Annotated in this window: 24 protein-coding genes; 14 read left to right on the top strand and 10 right to left on the bottom strand. The window is 55.4% G+C overall.

The window, feature by feature from the left end; genetic code table 11:
• The first annotated feature begins 129 nt into the window (after positions 1-129).
• The 8 genes from BUA39_RS03685 to BUA39_RS03655 all read left to right on the top strand — a co-directional run bounded on the left by BUA39_RS03685 (position 130) and on the right by BUA39_RS03655 (position 6,763).
• A complete protein-coding gene (locus BUA39_RS03685) occupies positions 130-2,067 on the top strand; it encodes a DEAD/DEAH box helicase (protein WP_072791717.1) in 1,938 nt (645 codons plus the stop codon).
• Positions 2,068-2,307: 240 nt separating this feature from the next.
• Entirely contained in the window at positions 2,308-2,592 is a 285-nt protein-coding gene (gene ihfB / locus BUA39_RS03680) for an integration host factor subunit beta (RefSeq protein ID WP_058315462.1), read from the top strand.
• Positions 2,593-2,943 carry a lipopolysaccharide assembly protein LapA domain-containing protein gene (locus BUA39_RS03675; protein WP_072791050.1) on the top strand — a complete coding sequence of 117 codons (351 nt, stop codon included), beginning with the start codon at positions 2,593-2,595 and terminating at the stop codon, positions 2,941-2,943.
• Between the two features lie 213 nt (positions 2,944-3,156).
• Positions 3,157-3,822, top strand: coding sequence for a phosphoribosylanthranilate isomerase (locus tag BUA39_RS03670; protein ID WP_072791048.1), 666 nt, complete (start codon positions 3,157-3,159; stop codon positions 3,820-3,822).
• 80 nt (positions 3,823-3,902) lie between these two features.
• Positions 3,903-5,141, top strand: a complete 1,239-nt coding sequence (trpB, locus tag BUA39_RS03665) for a tryptophan synthase subunit beta (RefSeq protein ID WP_072791045.1) — start codon at positions 3,903-3,905, stop codon at positions 5,139-5,141.
• A 217-nt stretch (positions 5,142-5,358) separates the two neighbouring features.
• Entirely contained in the window at positions 5,359-5,748 is a 390-nt protein-coding gene (locus BUA39_RS16870; RefSeq protein ID WP_207546190.1) for a hypothetical protein, read from the top strand.
• 114 nt (positions 5,749-5,862) lie between these two features.
• Entirely contained in the window at positions 5,863-6,234 is a 372-nt protein-coding gene (locus BUA39_RS16760) for a hypothetical protein (RefSeq protein WP_165610464.1), read from the top strand.
• Positions 6,235-6,283: 49 nt separating this feature from the next.
• Positions 6,284-6,763, top strand: a complete 480-nt coding sequence (locus tag BUA39_RS03655; protein WP_072791042.1) for a helix-turn-helix transcriptional regulator — start codon at positions 6,284-6,286, stop codon at positions 6,761-6,763.
• Here BUA39_RS03655 and BUA39_RS03650 read toward each other — a convergent pair.
• Together BUA39_RS03650 and pth are read right to left on the bottom strand one after the other, a co-directional pair.
• On the bottom strand, positions 6,760-7,131 hold the full coding sequence (locus tag BUA39_RS03650) for a DUF2237 family protein (RefSeq protein WP_072791040.1): 372 nt from the start codon (positions 7,129-7,131) through the stop codon (positions 6,760-6,762). The two genes, BUA39_RS03655 and BUA39_RS03650, sit on opposite strands and share 4 nt — an antisense overlap.
• A 28-nt stretch (positions 7,132-7,159) precedes the next feature.
• On the bottom strand, positions 7,160-7,834 hold the full coding sequence (gene pth / locus BUA39_RS03645) for an aminoacyl-tRNA hydrolase (RefSeq protein ID WP_072791037.1): 675 nt from the start codon (positions 7,832-7,834) through the stop codon (positions 7,160-7,162).
• A gap of 141 nt (positions 7,835-7,975) precedes the next feature.
• Here pth and BUA39_RS03640 point away from each other — a divergent pair, with 141 nt between their 5' ends.
• The 3 genes from BUA39_RS03640 (at position 7,976) to BUA39_RS03630 (ending at position 9,661) form a co-directional block, all read left to right on the top strand.
• Positions 7,976-8,647 (top strand): FkbM family methyltransferase, encoded by a 672-nt coding sequence (locus BUA39_RS03640; protein WP_072791715.1) that lies wholly within the window; start codon positions 7,976-7,978, stop codon positions 8,645-8,647.
• Positions 8,648-8,673: 26 nt separating this feature from the next.
• The gene (locus tag BUA39_RS03635; protein ID WP_072791034.1) at positions 8,674-9,102 is read left to right on the top strand and encodes a bleomycin resistance protein; all 429 of its coding nucleotides are present in this window, start codon (positions 8,674-8,676) and stop codon (positions 9,100-9,102) included.
• A gap of 67 nt (positions 9,103-9,169) precedes the next feature.
• Entirely contained in the window at positions 9,170-9,661 is a 492-nt protein-coding gene (locus BUA39_RS03630) for an NUDIX domain-containing protein (protein WP_084604686.1), read from the top strand.
• Positions 9,662-9,800: 139 nt separating this feature from the next.
• On the opposite strand, the gene BUA39_RS03625 is transcribed toward BUA39_RS03630, so the two are convergent.
• The gene (locus tag BUA39_RS03625; protein WP_072791029.1) at positions 9,801-10,460 is read right to left on the bottom strand and encodes a 50S ribosomal protein L25/general stress protein Ctc; all 660 of its coding nucleotides are present in this window, start codon (positions 10,458-10,460) and stop codon (positions 9,801-9,803) included.
• 119 nt (positions 10,461-10,579) lie between these two features.
• Positions 10,580-11,236, bottom strand: a complete 657-nt coding sequence (locus BUA39_RS03620; RefSeq protein ID WP_242648529.1) for a hypothetical protein — start codon at positions 11,234-11,236, stop codon at positions 10,580-10,582.
• A gap of 97 nt (positions 11,237-11,333) precedes the next feature.
• On the opposite strand from BUA39_RS03620, the gene BUA39_RS03615 reads away from it, so the two are divergent.
• Positions 11,334-12,032, top strand: a complete 699-nt coding sequence (locus BUA39_RS03615) for an SDR family NAD(P)-dependent oxidoreductase (protein WP_072791026.1) — start codon at positions 11,334-11,336, stop codon at positions 12,030-12,032.
• A gap of 15 nt (positions 12,033-12,047) precedes the next feature.
• Here BUA39_RS03615 and BUA39_RS03610 read toward each other — a convergent pair whose 3' ends face one another.
• From BUA39_RS03610 to BUA39_RS03595, 4 genes are all read right to left on the bottom strand, one after another.
• Positions 12,048-12,659: a hypothetical protein gene (locus tag BUA39_RS03610; RefSeq protein WP_131814559.1), complete on the bottom strand. Its 612-nt coding sequence runs from the start codon at positions 12,657-12,659 to the stop codon at positions 12,048-12,050.
• Positions 12,660-12,685: 26 nt separating this feature from the next.
• On the bottom strand, positions 12,686-13,192 hold the full coding sequence (locus BUA39_RS03605) for a hypothetical protein (protein WP_072791021.1): 507 nt from the start codon (positions 13,190-13,192) through the stop codon (positions 12,686-12,688).
• On the bottom strand, positions 13,182-13,562 hold the full coding sequence (locus BUA39_RS03600) for a rhodanese-like domain-containing protein (RefSeq protein WP_072791018.1): 381 nt from the start codon (positions 13,560-13,562) through the stop codon (positions 13,182-13,184). Before BUA39_RS03600 ends, BUA39_RS03605 begins: the two co-directional genes overlap by 11 nt.
• Positions 13,563-13,640: 78 nt before the next feature.
• Complete coding sequence (locus BUA39_RS03595; RefSeq protein ID WP_072791016.1) at positions 13,641-14,099, bottom strand: Lrp/AsnC family transcriptional regulator; 459 nt, start codon at positions 14,097-14,099, stop codon at positions 13,641-13,643.
• Positions 14,100-14,220: 121 nt separating this feature from the next.
• On the opposite strand from BUA39_RS03595, the gene phhA reads away from it, so the two are divergent.
• Both phhA and BUA39_RS03585 read left to right on the top strand, forming a co-directional pair.
• Entirely contained in the window at positions 14,221-15,021 is an 801-nt protein-coding gene (gene phhA / locus BUA39_RS03590) for a phenylalanine 4-monooxygenase (protein WP_072791013.1), read from the top strand.
• Between the two features lies 1 nt (position 15,022).
• On the top strand, positions 15,023-15,343 hold the full coding sequence (locus BUA39_RS03585; RefSeq protein WP_072791010.1) for a 4a-hydroxytetrahydrobiopterin dehydratase: 321 nt from the start codon (positions 15,023-15,025) through the stop codon (positions 15,341-15,343).
• A gap of 101 nt (positions 15,344-15,444) precedes the next feature.
• Here BUA39_RS03585 and trpA read toward each other — a convergent pair whose 3' ends face one another.
• Together trpA and BUA39_RS03575 are read right to left on the bottom strand one after the other, a co-directional pair.
• Complete coding sequence (gene trpA / locus BUA39_RS03580) at positions 15,445-16,236, bottom strand: tryptophan synthase subunit alpha (RefSeq protein ID WP_072791007.1); 792 nt, start codon at positions 16,234-16,236, stop codon at positions 15,445-15,447.
• A 73-nt stretch (positions 16,237-16,309) separates the two neighbouring features.
• Entirely contained in the window at positions 16,310-16,729 is a 420-nt protein-coding gene (locus tag BUA39_RS03575) for a VOC family protein (protein ID WP_072791005.1), read from the bottom strand.
• Positions 16,730-16,769: the final 40 nt, after the last annotated feature.

The following is a 16,769-nucleotide window of genomic DNA, read 5'->3' as shown; positions in this document are numbered from 1 at the left end:
TTAGGGCTAAAGCAAACATTGGCCTCGCCCACTGGGCGGGGCCTTTCTTATTGAGGATCTAGTGTCGGTGGTCGGCGAATGGTCTTCCTGCGCATCGCGCAGACACCCTACACAAAGAGAAGATCTATAGTGAAACAAACCCTGCAAGACGCGTTAGATGACCGCGGCTATGAAACCCTGACGCCTGTACAACAGGCCGTCATCAGCGATGATTATGCGGGCAAAGACCTGTTGGTCTCGGCGCAAACCGGCTCTGGTAAGACCATTGGTTTCGGTCTGGCCATCGCACCAACTCTGCTTGGTGAAGGCGACCGTTTCCAGCGCGCCGAAGCACCTTTGGCTTTGGTCGTCGCCCCAACCCGCGAGTTGGCCTTGCAAGTGAAACGCGAACTGGAGTGGCTTTATGCCAAAGCCGGAGCGATTTTGGCATCGACCGTGGGCGGCATGGATATTCGCACCGAACGGCGGACATTGGACCGAGGCACACATATCGTTGTCGCCACGCCGGGCCGCTTGCGTGACCACATCGAAAAGGGCGCGATTGACCTGTCCGCTGTGCGCGCTGTGGTGCTGGATGAAGCAGACGAAATGCTTGATCTCGGGTTCCGCGATGATCTTGAGTTCATTCTGAGCGAGTGCCCAGCCGACCGCCAGACGCTTTTGTTCTCTGCCACCGTGCCAAAAATGATAACCACGCTGGCGCAGAAATATCAGAATGACGCGATCCGTGTGGTGGCGAAATCTGAAAGCAAGCAGCACGCCGATATTGAATATCGCGCGATGAACGTGGTGGACCGCGACGTGGAAAACGCCGTGATCAATACACTGCTTTATTATGATGCACCCAATGCGATTGTGTTTGGCAATACGCGTGCGACCGTAAACCGTTTGACGACCCGGCTTTCAAACCGTGGGTTCCGCGTGGTCTGCCTGTCTGGCGAACTGACACAGGCGGAACGCACAAACGCGCTGCAAGCGATGCGCGATGGGCGCGCCAATGTCTGTGTCGCCACAGATGTCGCCGCGCGCGGGATTGACCTGCCGAACCTTGATTTGGTTGTGCACGCTGAACTGCCGGGCAGCCATGAAACCCTGCTGCACCGCTCTGGCCGGACAGGCCGGGCTGGGCGCAAGGGCACCAGCGCACTGATTGTGACAAAACGGTCTTCGAAGAAAGCACAACGCATTCTGTCGATGGCGAAACTGGATGCAAGCTGGGGCAGTGCCCCAAGTGCAGAAGAGGTGTCCGCCCGCGAAGAAGAACGTATGCTGGCGGATGAGGCCTGGACCACACCCGTGAACGAAAGCGAACGCGAAACGGTTGACGCTCTGGTCAGCGCCTTCTCGGCAGAACAACTTGCCGCGGCCTATTTGCGCCTGCGTCAGCTGTCGCGCTCTGCTCCAGAAGAGTTGAATGCGTTCACCGAAAGCAAACCGCGCCGGAAAGAGGATTTCGGCCCGAGCGTCTGGTTCTCTGTCTCTGGTGGTCGAGCGGCTGGCGCCGAAGTGCGACGCCTGCTGCCGATGCTTTGTAAAGCTGGCAACCTGACCAAAGACGATCTCGGCGCGATCCGCATTCAGGAAACGGAAACCTATGTGCAGGTTCTGAAGTCAAGCGCTGAGGGTTTCCTCAAAGCGATTGGACCGGATCAAAAGGTCGAGGACGCGAAGATCACGCAGGTGGCTGGCGAACCAAATCTGGAGCGCGCTGAACGTTCTGAACGCCCACAGCGCAATTTCAAAGACCGTAACTTCAAGGACCGAGGTCCAAAGCGCGAAGGCCCGCCAAAGTTCAAAAAGCCGGGTCGGGATCGCGAGTTTGACAGATCGGCGGAAAGATCAGAGCCAAAGCCACATCGCAAAGGCGAGGGGACGCCGCGCAAACCACGTGATGAAGAAGCGTGGAAAGACCGGACCCCCAGAGCGGGCAAACCTGCCGGTCAAAAGCCGAAAGGCCCGCCACCGCCCAAAGGCAAACCCAATAGCAAAAAGAATAAAGCCCGCGCGGCAACAAAGGCCTTTGCCAAATCCAAAGGCGGAGAAGCCCGGCCCAAACGCGCCAAATAGCGGCGGGTGATCCGAATCGACAGTCACTTTCTGCGCTGCGGCATTGTTCGCAGTCGCAGAAGGCGCGGCCTGTCATCGGCATAGCATTGCTCAATTTCCGGCATTCACGGGTATTTTTGTAGAAAATCAGGGGTTTGCGCGGCGTAAGCCTGACTTAATGTTTCCGTTTGGCGACGTTTTCTCTATATTCATCGTCAATGCTAAGAAAAACAAAAGCACGACCCTGGGGAGAGGACTTCGATGATCCGATCGGAACTCATTCAAAAAATCGCCGACGAAAACCCGCATCTTTATCAGCGTGACGTTGAGCGTATTGTGAATACTATTTTTGACGAAATCACCGAAGCCATGTCGCGTGGTGATCGCGTGGAACTGCGTGGCTTTGGGGCCTTCTCTGTCAAACAACGCGATGCCCGCGTCGGTCGCAATCCGCGCACGGGTGAATCTGTCGCAGTTGAAGAAAAACACGTTCCGTTCTTTAAGACAGGGAAACTCCTTCGGGATCGTCTGAACGGGAAAGCCTAAATGCGCTATATTCGCTATGCCTTCTTAGCCACGCTGGGCGTGGTTCTGATTTCTGTGGCCCTCGCCAATCGTGGTGTGGTGACCTTGAAACTTTTGCCAGAGGCCTTGGCCGATCTGGTGGGGCTGCATTATTCAATTTCGCTGCCGCTGTTTGTTGTCATTTTGGGCAGCATTATCGCGGGGCTATTGATTGGCTTCGTCTGGGAGTGGATGCGCGAATATAAAATCCGTGCTGCCGCGGGCCGGGCGCAACGCGAGTTGCAGCAAACCAAACGCGAAGTGCGCCGCTTGAAAGGGCGTCAGGAAGAAAACAAAGACGAGGTTCTGGCGCTTTTGGACGAAGCGAGTTGAACTGAGTGAATGTTCGATGAAGCGCCTCGGAATGTCCGGGGCGTTTTTGTTTGAACGCTATAGGCCGGTAACGCCGGCCAGCCCCCGACCGCCCTCTAGGGCGGGGGCTTCACCCCCACCCGCGGTCGGGGGCTGGTCTATCGTCCGGCGGAACTTGGGGTTTTACGTTCTTCATTGACCAGATAAGACAGATAACAGATCGCCTGAGAGAGAATGAAGTTGAAAACACGCGTCAAAATCTGTGGCCTGAAAGAAGCCGAGCACATCAAAGTCGCCGCCGAAGCCGGTGCTGCCTATGTGGGGTTTAATTTCTTCGCCAAATCCCCGCGCTACGTGGATTTCGATCAGGCGCGCGACCTTGCGTTGGAAACGCCGATTGGTGTCGCCAAAGTCGGCCTGACCGTGAATGTGGACAACACTTTCCTTGACGACCTCTTGACCAAAGTGCCGCTGGATATGATCCAACTGCATGGCCATGAAACGCCAGAACGTGTGGCCGAGGTGCGTGAACTTTATGGTCTGCCGGTCATCAAGGCCTTTGGCATCGCGACCGAAGAAGACACCAAGCTGATTGATGTTTTCGGCGAGGTGGCCGATCAGTTGCTGGTGGATGCGAAGCCGCCCAAGGACGCCAAGATGCTGGGGGGCAACGGACTGACTTTTGACTGGCGGCTGGTCAAACGTAAGTTCTGGCCGAAACCGTGGATGCTCGCCGGTGGGCTGACGGTCGACAATGTGGCCGAGGCCATTCAGATGACCGGCGCGAAGCAGGTTGATCTTTCCTCAGGTGTGGAAAGCGCGCCGGGTGTCAAGGACCCTGACCTGATCCGCGCCTTTATCAAAGCCGCCCAAACGGCACCTGCGCCGAAACTTTCCTGACAGGTTGCGCCCAATTTGCCATGGAAGTTTCCGGGCTTTCGCCCTAAGACACTCAGTAACGATGAGTAAATGAGGCATCCATGGCCAACGATCTTTTCAACAGCTTCATGAACGGTCCCGACGAAAAGGGCCGTTTTGGTGATTTCGGCGGGCGTTTCGTGTCTGAGACCCTGATGCCTCTGATCCTTGATCTGGAGGCGGAATACGAAAAGGCCAAAGACGACACGACGTTCTGGGCCGAGATGGACGACCTTTGGGCGCATTACGTAGGTCGACCAAGCCCGCTCTATTTCGCACCGCGCATGACCGAAGAACTTGGCGGGGCGAAAATTTACCTTAAGCGTGACGAGCTGAACCACACCGGCGCGCACAAAATCAACAACGTGCTAGGGCAGATCATTCTGGCGCGCCGCATGGGCAAGACCCGCATTATTGCCGAAACCGGTGCAGGCCAGCACGGCGTTGCGACGGCAACGGTCTGCGCCAAGTTTGGTCTGAAATGTGTGGTCTACATGGGCGCGCATGATGTGGAACGCCAAGCGCCAAACGTTTTCCGCATGCGCCTATTGGGGGCCGAAGTTGTGCCTGTGACCTCTGGCCGTGGCACGCTGAAAGACGCAATGAACGACGCGCTGCGTGACTGGGTGACCAATGTCGCGGACACCTTCTATTGCATCGGCACGGTGGCCGGTCCGCACCCATATCCTGCCATGGTGCGTGATTTCCAATCCATCATTGGCAAAGAAGTCCGCTGGCAGCTGGCCGAGCAAGAAGGCGAAGGCCGTCTGCCTGATACCGTGATTGCGGCGATTGGCGGTGGATCGAATGCGATGGGTCTGTTCTTCCCGTTCTTGGATGACGAAAGCGTGAATATCATCGGCGTCGAGGCGGGCGGCAAAGGTGTGAACCAAAAGATGGAACACTGCGCGTCCCTGACAGGCGGACGTCCCGGTGTCTTGCACGGTAACCGCACCTATCTGTTGCAGGATGATGATGGGCAGATCCTCGAAGGGTTCTCAATCTCAGCAGGGCTGGATTATCCGGGCATCGGGCCAGAGCACGCATGGCTGCACGAAATTGGCCGCGCGAAATACGTCTCGATCACCGACAAAGAAGCGCTGGAGGCTTTCCAATTCGCTTGCCGGACCGAAGGCATCATCCCAGCTTTGGAGCCAAGCCACGCTTTGGCCCATGTGATGAAGCTCGCACCGACGCTGCCCAAAGACCACATTTTGGTGATGAACATGTGTGGCCGGGGCGACAAAGACATCTTTACCGTCGCCCGCCACCTTGGGTTTGACATGAAAGACAGCGAATAACATCTCGCCAATTCAGGTGTTGGATTGAATGAAAAGGTGCGCTTCGGCGCGCCTTTTTTCGTGGTTTTTCCCCCATAAACCAAAGTTTATGGCCGTGGGCTCATGGTTTAGGGCAGTCTTTCTAAACCTAAGCCCAATAGTGAAACGCAGCATGGCGCGGCAATTCTGAGGAACGGCAGGGACACTTGCTTGACCAAAATCGAATTGGAGATGCTCGATGAAAAAACTTCTGATAACCACAACGGCTTTGACATTTGGAATGACAACATGGGCCGCCGCCCAAAGCTTTGCTGGCCCGATTGTCACGGATCTTTTGTCGAAGGGATACACCGATATCGAAATAGAGACCGAAGGCAGCACGACGGTCATCGAAGCGACATTTGGCGATATGCGCTACGAGTATGTCTATGACACCGAAAGCGAAGACCTGTTGGAAACGGAAATAGAGCCTTTGTCTGAAGACGATGACGATGATGACGATGATCACGACGAAGACGATGATCACGATGGCGACGTTGATGAGGAAGATGATGAGGACGAAGAGGATGAGGAGGAGGACGACGAAGAAGATGATGATGAAGACGACGAGGATGAAGACGACGACTAAATTTCAGTAATGGGGCAGGGCTTCGCCTTGCGTCCCCATGTAAGCCCTGATTAACCTCATGCTGGTCAGCACGCCCCCCGAGCGCCGCTGGCCTGCGCCGTTGAAGGAGACAGCATGAAACACCGGCATCTATGGGCAGCGGCACTTGCTTTGGCCATGGCGACACCGGCCTTTGCCAACCCTCATGTCGATCGCATTATCAGCCAATTGCGGACGGAAGGGTTTGAAATCTTTGAAACTGAACGCACTTGGCTTGGCCGCATTCGCATTGAGGCTGAAAAAGGCAACCTAGAACGTGAGATCGTCATTAACCGCAGCACCGGTGAAGTTCTGCGCGACTACATCAAGGTCGATGAGGATTGGTTTCCCGACGATGAAGATGAGGACGACGCGCTAGAAGAAGACGATGAGGACGAAACAGAGGACGACGAGGAGGAAGCAGAAGACGAAGAAGAGGATGACGATGACGAAGAGGATGACACGTGAACGTGCCTAAGCCATCTTTGGTAGTCGCCTTTGCTGCGGAGATCGCGTTTTGACCAACAACGCTATTCTATTTGCGCTGATTTTCATTCAGATCGCCTGCGCGCTTTTCTTTGTCTCTGATATTTTCTTCACAGTTTTCGGAACACGTTCTGTCCCGATCAGTTGGCAATTGCGCGAGATGCTTGAAATCGGAGCGGCTGTTGGGCTGCTTTTGGGCACGATCTTTGCCATCAATGCTTTGCGCAATGCCATGCGGATGCGAGCCAAAGCCGAAGAAAGCCTGCGCGTGCTGCAATCGACCTTCCGCGACCATTTGGACGAAAAATTCGAGGCTTGGGGCCTGACAAACGCAGAACGCGATGTGGCGCTGTATTCGATCAAAGGCCTTAGCTTGGCAGAGATCGCCTCGGTCCGGGAAACATCAGAAGGCACAGTCAAGGCCCAAAGCAATGCGATCTATCGCAAGGCAGGGGTCAGTGGGCGCACCCAATTGCTGAGCCTTTTTGTCGAAGACCTAATGCAGGATTAGGTGGCTGAATGTTCTTGCAAGACGCGCAGGGGCACGATTTCGAGCGCACGCCCATGGGTGGCCACCAAATGCACCTTGGGCGCGCAGCCTTCATCATGGGCCTGTAGGAAACGCGCGGCGCAGAGGCACCAGCGGTCGCCGGGTTTTAGACCGGCAAACCCAAAGTCAGGGCGCGGGGTCGACAGGTCATTGCCTACATATTTCGAGAACGCTAGAAATTCCGCCGTCATCACCGCACAGACCGTATGGCTGCCTGTATCTGCGTCGCAGGTATTGCAATGCCCGTCGCGGAAAAACCCGGTCACCGGGTCGGTCGAACAGGCTTCCAATTTGTCACCTAAAACATTGATTTCGGGGTCTTTCTGCATTGTCGGTCGCCTTTGGTGGGGGTGGGCGTTAGCGAAACTTATCCATCAGCTTTTGCATTGGCGTGCGGTCATCGGTTGGTTCTGGCTCTGGCGCTTTTGTGGCCTTTGCCTTGGGCTGGCTGGTTGAGGACCGCGGCGGGGCGACGCGCAGGACGACAGCGTTCATAAACTTGCCCGCGTCACCTTCGGCAAGATGGACAGCCCCGTCAGAGATACCACGGATCAGGTCGTCGAGCCACTCCCCGTCGGCCTTCGAAAAATCCCGCAGCACGTAGCCCGCGACAGCATCCTTATGGCCGGGATGGCCGATGCCCAGCCGCACACGGTCATAGTGCGGACCGATATGTTGGTGGATGGACCGCAGACCATTGTGGCCCGCATGCCCGCCGCCTGACTTGACGCGGCATTTGCCCGGTGCAAGATCCAATTCATCGTGAAATACGGTGACATCGGTGCTTTCAAGTTTGTAAAACCGCATGGCCTCGCCCACCGATTGGCCCGACAGGTTCATAAAGGTCTCTGGCTTCAGCAGGACGACTTTCTCGGACCCCAGTTTGCCCTCACTCACCTGCGCCTGAAACTTTTTGCGCCAAGGGGCAAAGCCGTGGTCCTCGGCCAGACGATCCAGCGCCATAAAGCCGATATTGTGGCGATTGCCCGCGTATTTTGGCCCGGGATTGCCAAGCCCCACGAAAAGTTTCATCTTCGTCCGTCCTTTTCCAGCCCCGTCGTGTAGGGCGTCGTCTTTGCGCTGACCCTAGGCGGCAGAGAGGAATTGTTCAATCTTCATTAGCGGTTGCGCGCCGTCACGGATGGCAACAGAATGCCCCCAAAAGAGGCCGAGATGCGCGTATTCTCCATCGACGATATCGAGATTGAACTGCCCGACTGGCTGCTTGGCACGGCAATTGAACATAAAGTTGCCAGCGGTGACTATGAAGGCAGCGAAAGCCATGCTGCCCGCATGCGGATCAAACCCGGAATGCGAGTTCTAGAGGTCGGTGCGGGGCTTGGTTACGTCAGTGCGATCTGCGCCAATCTGGCAGGGGCCGAACATGTTGTCAGCGTCGAAGCCAACCCCCAGATGTTGGCACCGCTGCAAGCCAATCTGGCGCGCAATGGCTGTAAGGCCGTGCAGGTGATGCATGGGGCGCTGGTTGGCAATGGCCACCACGAAGAGACGGTGAATTTCCGTGCCGGGAGCCTCTTTTGGGGCGGGGCAACACTGCCGAATGGCGTGACGCATGATGACATGGTGCCGGTTCCAGCGCTGCGTCTGCGCCCTCTGTTGCTGACCATCCGTCCGCGTTTTGTCATGCTGGATGTCGAGGGCGCAGAGGCGGAGCTGTTCAAAAAGCCCTGGCCGCGATTTGTGAAATTCGTTGTGTTGGAATTGCACCCAAAGAAATACAAAACCAGAACCATCAAAGAAATAGTGGATTGTATGTCGGCCTCGGGTCTGACCTATGATCCCGCGACCTCCCATGGCCGCACCTTGGGGTTCATGCGGGTTTAGGAACTTTTTGGAAAGTGGGTTTAACCATGGGGAATGCACTTGTCCCGGAGTTTGCAGTCAGCGATTATGCGCGCTCCAAAGCGTTCTACTGCGATGTTCTGGGCTTTGAATGCGTCTACGACCGCCCGGAAGAGGGGTTTGCCTATCTACGGCGAGAGGGCGCGGAATTGATGATCGATCAGATCGGACGGGGACGCACATTTGACGATGGTCATGCGCCGGAAGGATACCCCTTTGGGCGTGGGTTGAACGTTCAGATCGAAGTTGCGACCATCGCGCCGTTGGTAGGGGCGCTTGAGCGCCACGGCATTGCCTTGTTCCTTCCACCAGAAGACAAATGGTACCGCGTGGGAGACAGCGAAGCGGGCAATCGGCAGTTTGTTGTCGCTGATCCCGATGGGTATCTGCTGCGGTTTTTCCAATCCCTTGGGTTGAGAAAAATTGAAGTGAGCTAAACTGCAAAACCGTGGTCAAAGAACGAAGTTTTGTTAGTATTCGTTATTTCACCTTGCGGGTTCTTACATGCATTTTTCAGAAAGCTATCTTGGAAGGCTTCGAGCTAAAGTCGGTTCTCAGACTTTGTTAGCAATCGGAGCGCGGGTTCTTATCGAGAATAATGAAGGAAAGTTTCTTATCATTCGACGGACTGACAGCGGAGATTGGGGATTGCCGGGCGGTTCCATGGAAGTCGGTGAAAGTTTGTTGGATGTGGTTCATCGCGAGGCTTGGGAAGAAGCGCGTGCTAAATTGAGGGACACAACAGCTTTCGGATTGTCTTCGGACCCGATTTCAGAGCGTCACACGTATCCAAACGGGGATATTGTGCAGAACATTTCGTTGTTAGCGCATGGTTATCTCGTCAATGCCGACTATGCTCCCGATTTCTCAGAAGTCTCTGAAATTCGCTTTGCACGCTTTGATGAAATTTGCCGCAAGGAGTTTGTGCAGACCGAGTATCCAACTTTTTTCCATTGGAAAGCTTACAGGGACACAGGCGTGTTTCAATTTGTTTAAGGCGCTTGCGCGTCGAAAAGTCGAGGTAAGTCAACGCGGGCACCTGAAATCCACGGCGAATGCGCTCTCACCAACAAAAAACGCGGCCCCAAATCAGGGCCGCGTTTCTATTTGGTCCACTAAGGGAGCGCGCGGAGGATTATTCCTCTGCCGCAGCGTCCTCAGAAGCGCCTTCGATCACTTCGACTGCTTCTGGATCGACCTCTTCTTCGTCGTCTTCAGAACGCAGCGCGGATGGCGCGGACAGGTTGCCGATCACGAAATCGCGGTCGATGGTTGGTTTTGCGCCTGCTGGCAGTTCAACACCAGAGATGGTGAACGTGTCGCCCACTTCTGCACCGGCCATGTCCACAACGATTTTCTCTGGGATATCGCCTGCGGTCACGTTCAGCTCGACTTCGTTACGAACAACAGTCAGAACGCCACCCTTTTTGATGCCTGGGGCGTCTTCTTCGTTGATGAACTCAACCGGAATAAAGAGGTTGATCTTAGACGTCCGTTTCAGACGCAGCAGGTCGAGGTGCGTTGGCAGGTCTTTGACCACGTGGCGCTGCACGTTCCGGCAGATCACACGCACGTCTTCTTGGCCTTCAACTTTCAGGTTGAAAAGCGTCGACAGGAAGCGGCCATCTTTCAGTTTCTTCAACAGAACATTGAAAGGAATATTGATTGCCAGTGGGTCAGCGTCACCGCCGTATACAACACCAGGAACCATACCATCGCGACGTGCTTGACGAGCGGCGCCCTTGCCTGTCCCCGTACGGACCTCGGCGTGAAGATCAGGGATCTGTCCAGCCATTTGAATTCTCCAATATGTTAGGGCAGGGTTCCTCCAAGGCTGTAACCCCGCGTGAAGCCCGGCCCATAGCGCAGAATCAAATGTGTGGAAAGTCCGAAAATCGTGAATTTGCTGTGATTTTAGCGCTTATTTGGATTTAGATGGCCTCCGGCCTGCAAAATCCGATCATACAGTTCAAATTCCGCTGCGCGCGCCTGTCGAAGACGATGTTCAACCTTGGGCGAAAGCGGCGCTGGACGGTCTGGTGAGACGTTTTTTTCCGGGAACTTCAAATCTTTTCCAAACCGGTCAGAGAGCCAGCCGCGAATAAGGTTTTGATGTCCATAGGCAAAAAGATGTTCAAGCGGTTGGTGGCCGTCGGCCATGGTCAGAAATCCGTATTGGCTGCCAATGGCCGCAAGGGGCGGCTCTGGATCTTGCATTGTTGCCAAGACAAATTCGTCAAAACTCAGCCCTTCGGTGCGGCTATTGCGTTTGGGGTCCGTGCGATAGCGATACCAACTGCGGATCTGTTCAATCGGGTCGCGCATGATCGCCATGCGTTCGGGTTCCAGATCATAGAACCCTTTTAGAAACGGCATCATGCGACGCTGAAATTGCCCGGCTGTCATATGCTTGCGGCGTTTGGCAAAGATGATGTCGGCCTCACCACGCAGCGCCATTTCGTAGGCGGTTGTGCCGGTTTTGGGAACTGCCAGAAATGCCAAGTTTTGTTTGAAGTAAATTTGCACCGTCTTAGCCTGCGTCTGTGTTGCCCTGACTATTGCTTGGACCATTGCCGCTGTCAAAGGGGCGCTGGGTGTTGCCGGGCAAAGGATGTGGTGTTGGCGGAGTCTGTGCTAAACTAAGGGCGCAAATGCGGAGGTCCCAGATATGCCAAAAACAGCTCTTATCACCGGTGCGTCAAGCGGCATAGGGCAGGGCACGGCCATTCGGCTGGCGCGCGAGGGGTGGCATATTTTGGCCCACGGCAGAGATGAAGACCGGCTGCAGCAGACGGTTGCCGCCATTCAAGCCGCTGGTGGATCAGCCACGTGTTTCTTTGCCGAAATGGGGGACATGGATGAATTGGCAAACCTCGCAGATTGGGCGCTCGGGCAACCGCGTTTGGACGCTTTCGTGCATTGCGCCGCAAAATTCACCTACGGCAAAGTCTCAACGGAACGGTTTGCGGATTGGGATCAATCCATAGACGACGTGCTTCGCGCAACGATCCGGTTGACGGCCTATGTGCTGCCAGCACTGCAAAAAACACAAGGGTCTGTGGTTTACATCTGTGGCCCGACGTCTTGGTTGGGCTGGTCCCGCCACGCCATCCATTGCGCCTTGCGCCACGCGCAGGCGGGTTTTGCCAAGGCTCTGTTTGAGGATGTCCGCGAAGACGGCATTGGCGTCACTGTCGTGCATCCGGGTTTTGTGAATACCAGCCGTGATGGGTATGAAGGCAAGGACCCTGCCAAAATGATCCAAGTCGAGGATATCGCGCAGGCGATTTACGGCGCGATTTCCTTGCCCAATACGGCCTGTGTCACAGAGATCACGCTGCGGCCCCAACGTAATCCCTATGTCTGAGGCGCCTAGGAAGCGTTAGCCAACGCCATCCATCAAAGCAAAGGCCAACGGCACCGGCGCGACGGCAAGCATCACGCTGATCGCAAATGGCACAAAGCGATAAAGGCCGGACGAACCTGCCAGAAATGCCAGCCCTCCGCCGCCACCAAGAAGAGAGTTGCCCGGTGTATTCAGCAATAGCATTAACAGCAAATACCGATTGTTCAGCGCGAACTTACCCAAGCGACCTTGCATATTTTTCGTAAGCTTTTGGATCGACGCTTCGCCTTTGGTCGATCGGTCCGACAGCAACTTCGCGGTGCCGGTCAGGCCGAGCCATAGGGCAAAATTGCTGATCAAATGGGCCGGAACAATCCGCGCAACCACATAGGCCAGTAGCATTGCGCCGGTCATTCCAAGAAAGACCAAAAGCGACGCCTGGCCGCCAAACAGAAAAAGCAGGGCAAAGCCAATTTCTGCCCCCGGCACAAAGGGGATCGCGGCCGCAAGAATGAAGACCACAAGCGCAACCATGACCATGCGGTGAATCTGCGGTTCATTCATCGGGCGCATTTCCGGGACTGCGAAGTCGTGTAGCGCTTCGCCCATGATCCAGCCAATCAACAAGAGTGCCGCGTAAAATAACAATGCGCGTCTCTTAGACCAGATGCCTGCTAGAAGCGCGCGCACAGCGGGTTCTCATTGGGGTTTTGACGGTGCATCGCCGCAAGCGTTTCTTTCAGCGCGGAGGCCGGTTGAGCATCTTGTAATTGACCCCGGAAAGCAATCTCGCGGCGCGTGGTCCAATACCAGCGTTTGCGTTCCCATTTAATGGTCACATCGATGCTGCCGTTAGGGTGGATCAATCCATCGTAGGTGAACTGACCACGGCTGTCGCTTTGCAGAACACCTTGAAAGGTTGTACCTTCCTCAGTTGTCTTGCTTTGGTAGGGACCCGGTTGAAAGCCACAGCGCGTGCAGATGTCTGACCAGAAATGCCCGTCTGAAAAATGCAGGCTGTCTTCCAAGTCTGGGTTGGCGCTGGGGCCTATCAATCCTTTGAAGACCTTCCCATCCAATTCTCCTGCGAAGACAGAGGTCTGTGTCGCCAGCAGTAACAGCAAGACCGCGCCGCAGATGCGGCGCAGTTTCACGGCAATTTTTGGGGTGTTACTCCACATCTTCCGTCGGACCGCCAGCCTCTTTCCAAGCGTTGATGCCACCGACGTTGGTGACGTTGGTATAGCCCATTTCTTTCAGGGTCTTACCCGCCATCGCTGCCATGACGCCGCCGCCGCAAACAAGGCAAAGATGCGCGTCTTTTTGCAGTTCTGGTTTGTGAAATGGCGTGTCAGGGTCCGCAGAGAGTTCCACCATGCCCCGCGGGATGTGCAGGGCACCGGCGATTGTGCCGCTGTCGCGCAGGCTGTTGCTGTCGCGCACGTCGATGAACACCGCGTCACCCTTGGCGTGAATGGCGATCCCTTCTTCGGGCGTGGCCTTTGGCACCACTTCATTCGCTTCGTCGAGAAAATCCTTCATGCGTTTCATCGCGTGTTCCTCCCTTGGTTCTGTCGCCCGGACAGCAGAGCAGACTTCGGAGAGTTTGCCAAGCGCCTGAGGGTTTGATTAGACGGGCAGGGCGGTGCTGGATTTCGTGCGGCGCAGGACGAAGTTTGTGTGCGATGAGCGCACAATACCCAATCGCAGCACGCGTTTCATAATGAAGGTCTCCAACGCTTCGGGCCCTTCGGCGACGACCTTCAGCATGTAGTCGTTTGATCCGGTGATCGAGCAGCATTCGGTGATCTGATCTTCGGTCTGCACAAAGCGGTCGAAGGCTTCAATCGTGGCCTCGGTGTGATCCAGAAGCGAGACATGCATGTAGGCCTGCGCGTGCAAGCCCAATTTGCGGGGGTTCAGAATGGCGGCATAGCGGTCTATCAAACCGCTTTCCTCCAGCCGCTTGACCCGCCGCCAACAGGGAGAGGTCGACAGGTTCACCGCCTCAGCCAAAGCTTGTAGGCTGATCTTGCCGTCTTTTTGCAAAACACGCAGGATTTCCTTGTCTTTACCTTCGAGTTTCACGGAATTTTCCCCTCAGGAGGTGATGTGTGGGTAAATTTTACCCATTATAGCGCGATATTGCGGAAAACTGGCAAGTTTTTTCATGTGGTTCCGGCAAATATGGGATGAGAGGAGCGAACAGATGCCAAAATCTACCAAATACGTGGCAAAGATCCCGAATGAGGCGGGATATATTGCCTATACCCCCGAAGAAGACGCCGTATGGCGCGATCTTTATGCCGCGCAGGAAAGTGCCGTTCAGGCTCATATGGCGCAGCCCTATCTGCAGGGTTTGAAAAAGCTCGCGATGCCAAAAGACAAGGTGCCGCAATGCCCCGAGATTTCTGCCGTTTTGATGCGCGAAACGGGCTGGCAGGTGAAACCCGTGCCTGCACTGATAGGGTTTGATAAATTCTACAGCATGCTGGCGGACCGCACCTTTCCGGCAGCAAGCTTTATCCGGTCTCGGGAAGATTTCGACTATATCGAAGAACCCGATATCTTCCATGAAATCTTTGGCCACACGCCCTTGCTGACCGACGCGCGTTTTGCCGAATTTTCCCACGCCATCGGGCGCGCTGGGCTGACAGCAGAGAAGACCGACTTTAGCTGGCTGATCCGGCTTTATTGGTTCACGATCGAATTTGGCCTGACCCGAGAAAACGGGCAGTTGAAAGCGCTTGGGTCGGGACTTGCGTCTTCCAAGACTGAGCTGCCGCATGCGGTTTTGTCCGGCGAACCCACCATCCGCCCGTTCAATATCGAAGACATCCTGCGCACGCCCTATCGGATCGACATTCATCAGCCGATCTATTTTGTGATTGAGGATATGAATGATCTGTTTGCAGCAGCAGACCGTGACCTGATGGCCGATATCAAAGCCGCGCAAGCTAAGGGGCTTTTTGCGCCGACTTATCCTCCAGTTGAAAAGAAAGCATCATAAAATGACAACAGCAACGCAATGTGTGCCGTGTTCGCAGGGGACCGGTGTTTTGGATCAGGCCCAGATCGACGATGGGCTGACAAACCTGCCGGGGTGGGCGCAGCGTGAGAGCACGATTTTCAAGCGCTATGAATTTAAAGGCTTCGCCAAGGCGACCCAGATGGCGAACCTTGTGGCGTGGCATTCGGACAAGATGGGGCACCACGCAGATATCAGCTTTGGATGGGGCTATTGCGAGGTGGTTTACACAAGCCATGAAGCGGGCGGTTTGACAGAGAATGATTTTCTCTGTGCGATCCGGTTGGAAAGTCTGTTGGACTAAGAAATGTTAGGCCCGGCTGACAAGCCGGGCAGCGCCCGACCCTCCCCACGGGAGGGCGCTTCGCACCCACCCAGGGTCAGGCGCAGCCCTCAAAATCAAACTCAGGCCCGATGCGCGCCGTCGGCGAGTGTCTTCACAAATTCCAGAACCTCGGAGACCGGTTTGCCCGATGCGATCTCTCCGACAATGGCAGACCCGACCACAGCGCCATCCGCGACTGAGGCAATCTCTTGTGACGCCTCGGGTGTTTTGATGCCAAAGCCCACAATCACGGGCAGGTCCGTGCTGGATTTGATACGCGCGACCTCTGGTCCAACATTGGTCGCTTGCGCATTGGCCGCGCCGGTGATGCCGGTGATCGAGACGTAATAGACAAAGCCAGAGGTGTTTTGCAGTACCTTCGGCAGGCGTTTGTCGTCGGTCGTGGGGGTTGCAAGGCGGATAAAGTTCAGCCCGGCCGCTTGGGCTGGGATGCACAGTTCTTCGTCTTCTTCGGGTGGCAGGTCCACAACGATCAACCCGTCAATCCCGGCCTCTTTGGCATCGACCAGAAATTTGTCGACGCCTCGGCTATAGATCGGGTTGTAATAGCCCATCATCACAATTGGCGTTGTGTCGTCAGTTTCACGGAACTCGCGCGCCAGCTGCAGGGTACGTTCTAGCGTCATGCCGCCTTCCAGCGCACGTTGCCCAGCCAATTGGATGGTTGGGCCATCGGCCATTGGGTCGGTGAAAGGCAAGCCCAGTTCGATCACGTCGACGCCTGCGCCGGGAAGACCTTTGACGATCTCTAGCGAAGTGTCGTAATTCGGATCACCCGCCATGACGTAGGCCACAAAGGCTTTCTTATTTGTGGCTTTCAGGTCTGCGAATTTGGCGTCGATGCGAGTCATGGGTGCCCCTTACAAATCTTGCTAGGGGTTTGCCTGTTTCGTTTCGGAAAATCAATGGCCGTTCGGCTGTGCTTTAGTCCTGGGCGGGGGCTTCTGCCACCATGATCATCCAATGGGTGCCAAACTTGTCTTTTAACATGCCAAAGCCTGTCGAAAAGAAAGTGGGTTCAAAGGGCATGGTGACCTCTCCGCCATCCAGCAGTTTGGCGAACTTTTCCTTTGCGTCCTCAACCGTCTTGGTCTCATGCGCGACAGCAAAACCCGATTGCGGCATGGATGGCGCGCCTTCTGGGTTGTCGCTGCACATCAGAACCGTATCGCCCACATTTATCTGAGCATGCATGAACCGGCTTTCAGAGGGCGGCAGACCGACATCCGGCGGGGCCTCGGAATAGGGCATCTTCATCACATTGTCCGCGCCAAACACCTCGGCATAGAAATCAATCGCGTCAGAGCAATTGCCGTCAAAGAAAATATACGGGGTAAAAGACATCGGCACCTCCACTTTTACAGATGAATGAACTGGGCAAAGG

The sequence above is a fragment of the Cognatishimia maritima genome (assembly GCF_900129685.1).
GTDB classification, from domain to species: Bacteria; Pseudomonadota; Alphaproteobacteria; order Rhodobacterales; family Rhodobacteraceae; genus Cognatishimia; species Cognatishimia maritima.
The sequence above is the reverse complement of the archived record's forward strand: the minus strand, read 5'-3'. Positions and strand labels throughout refer to the sequence as shown.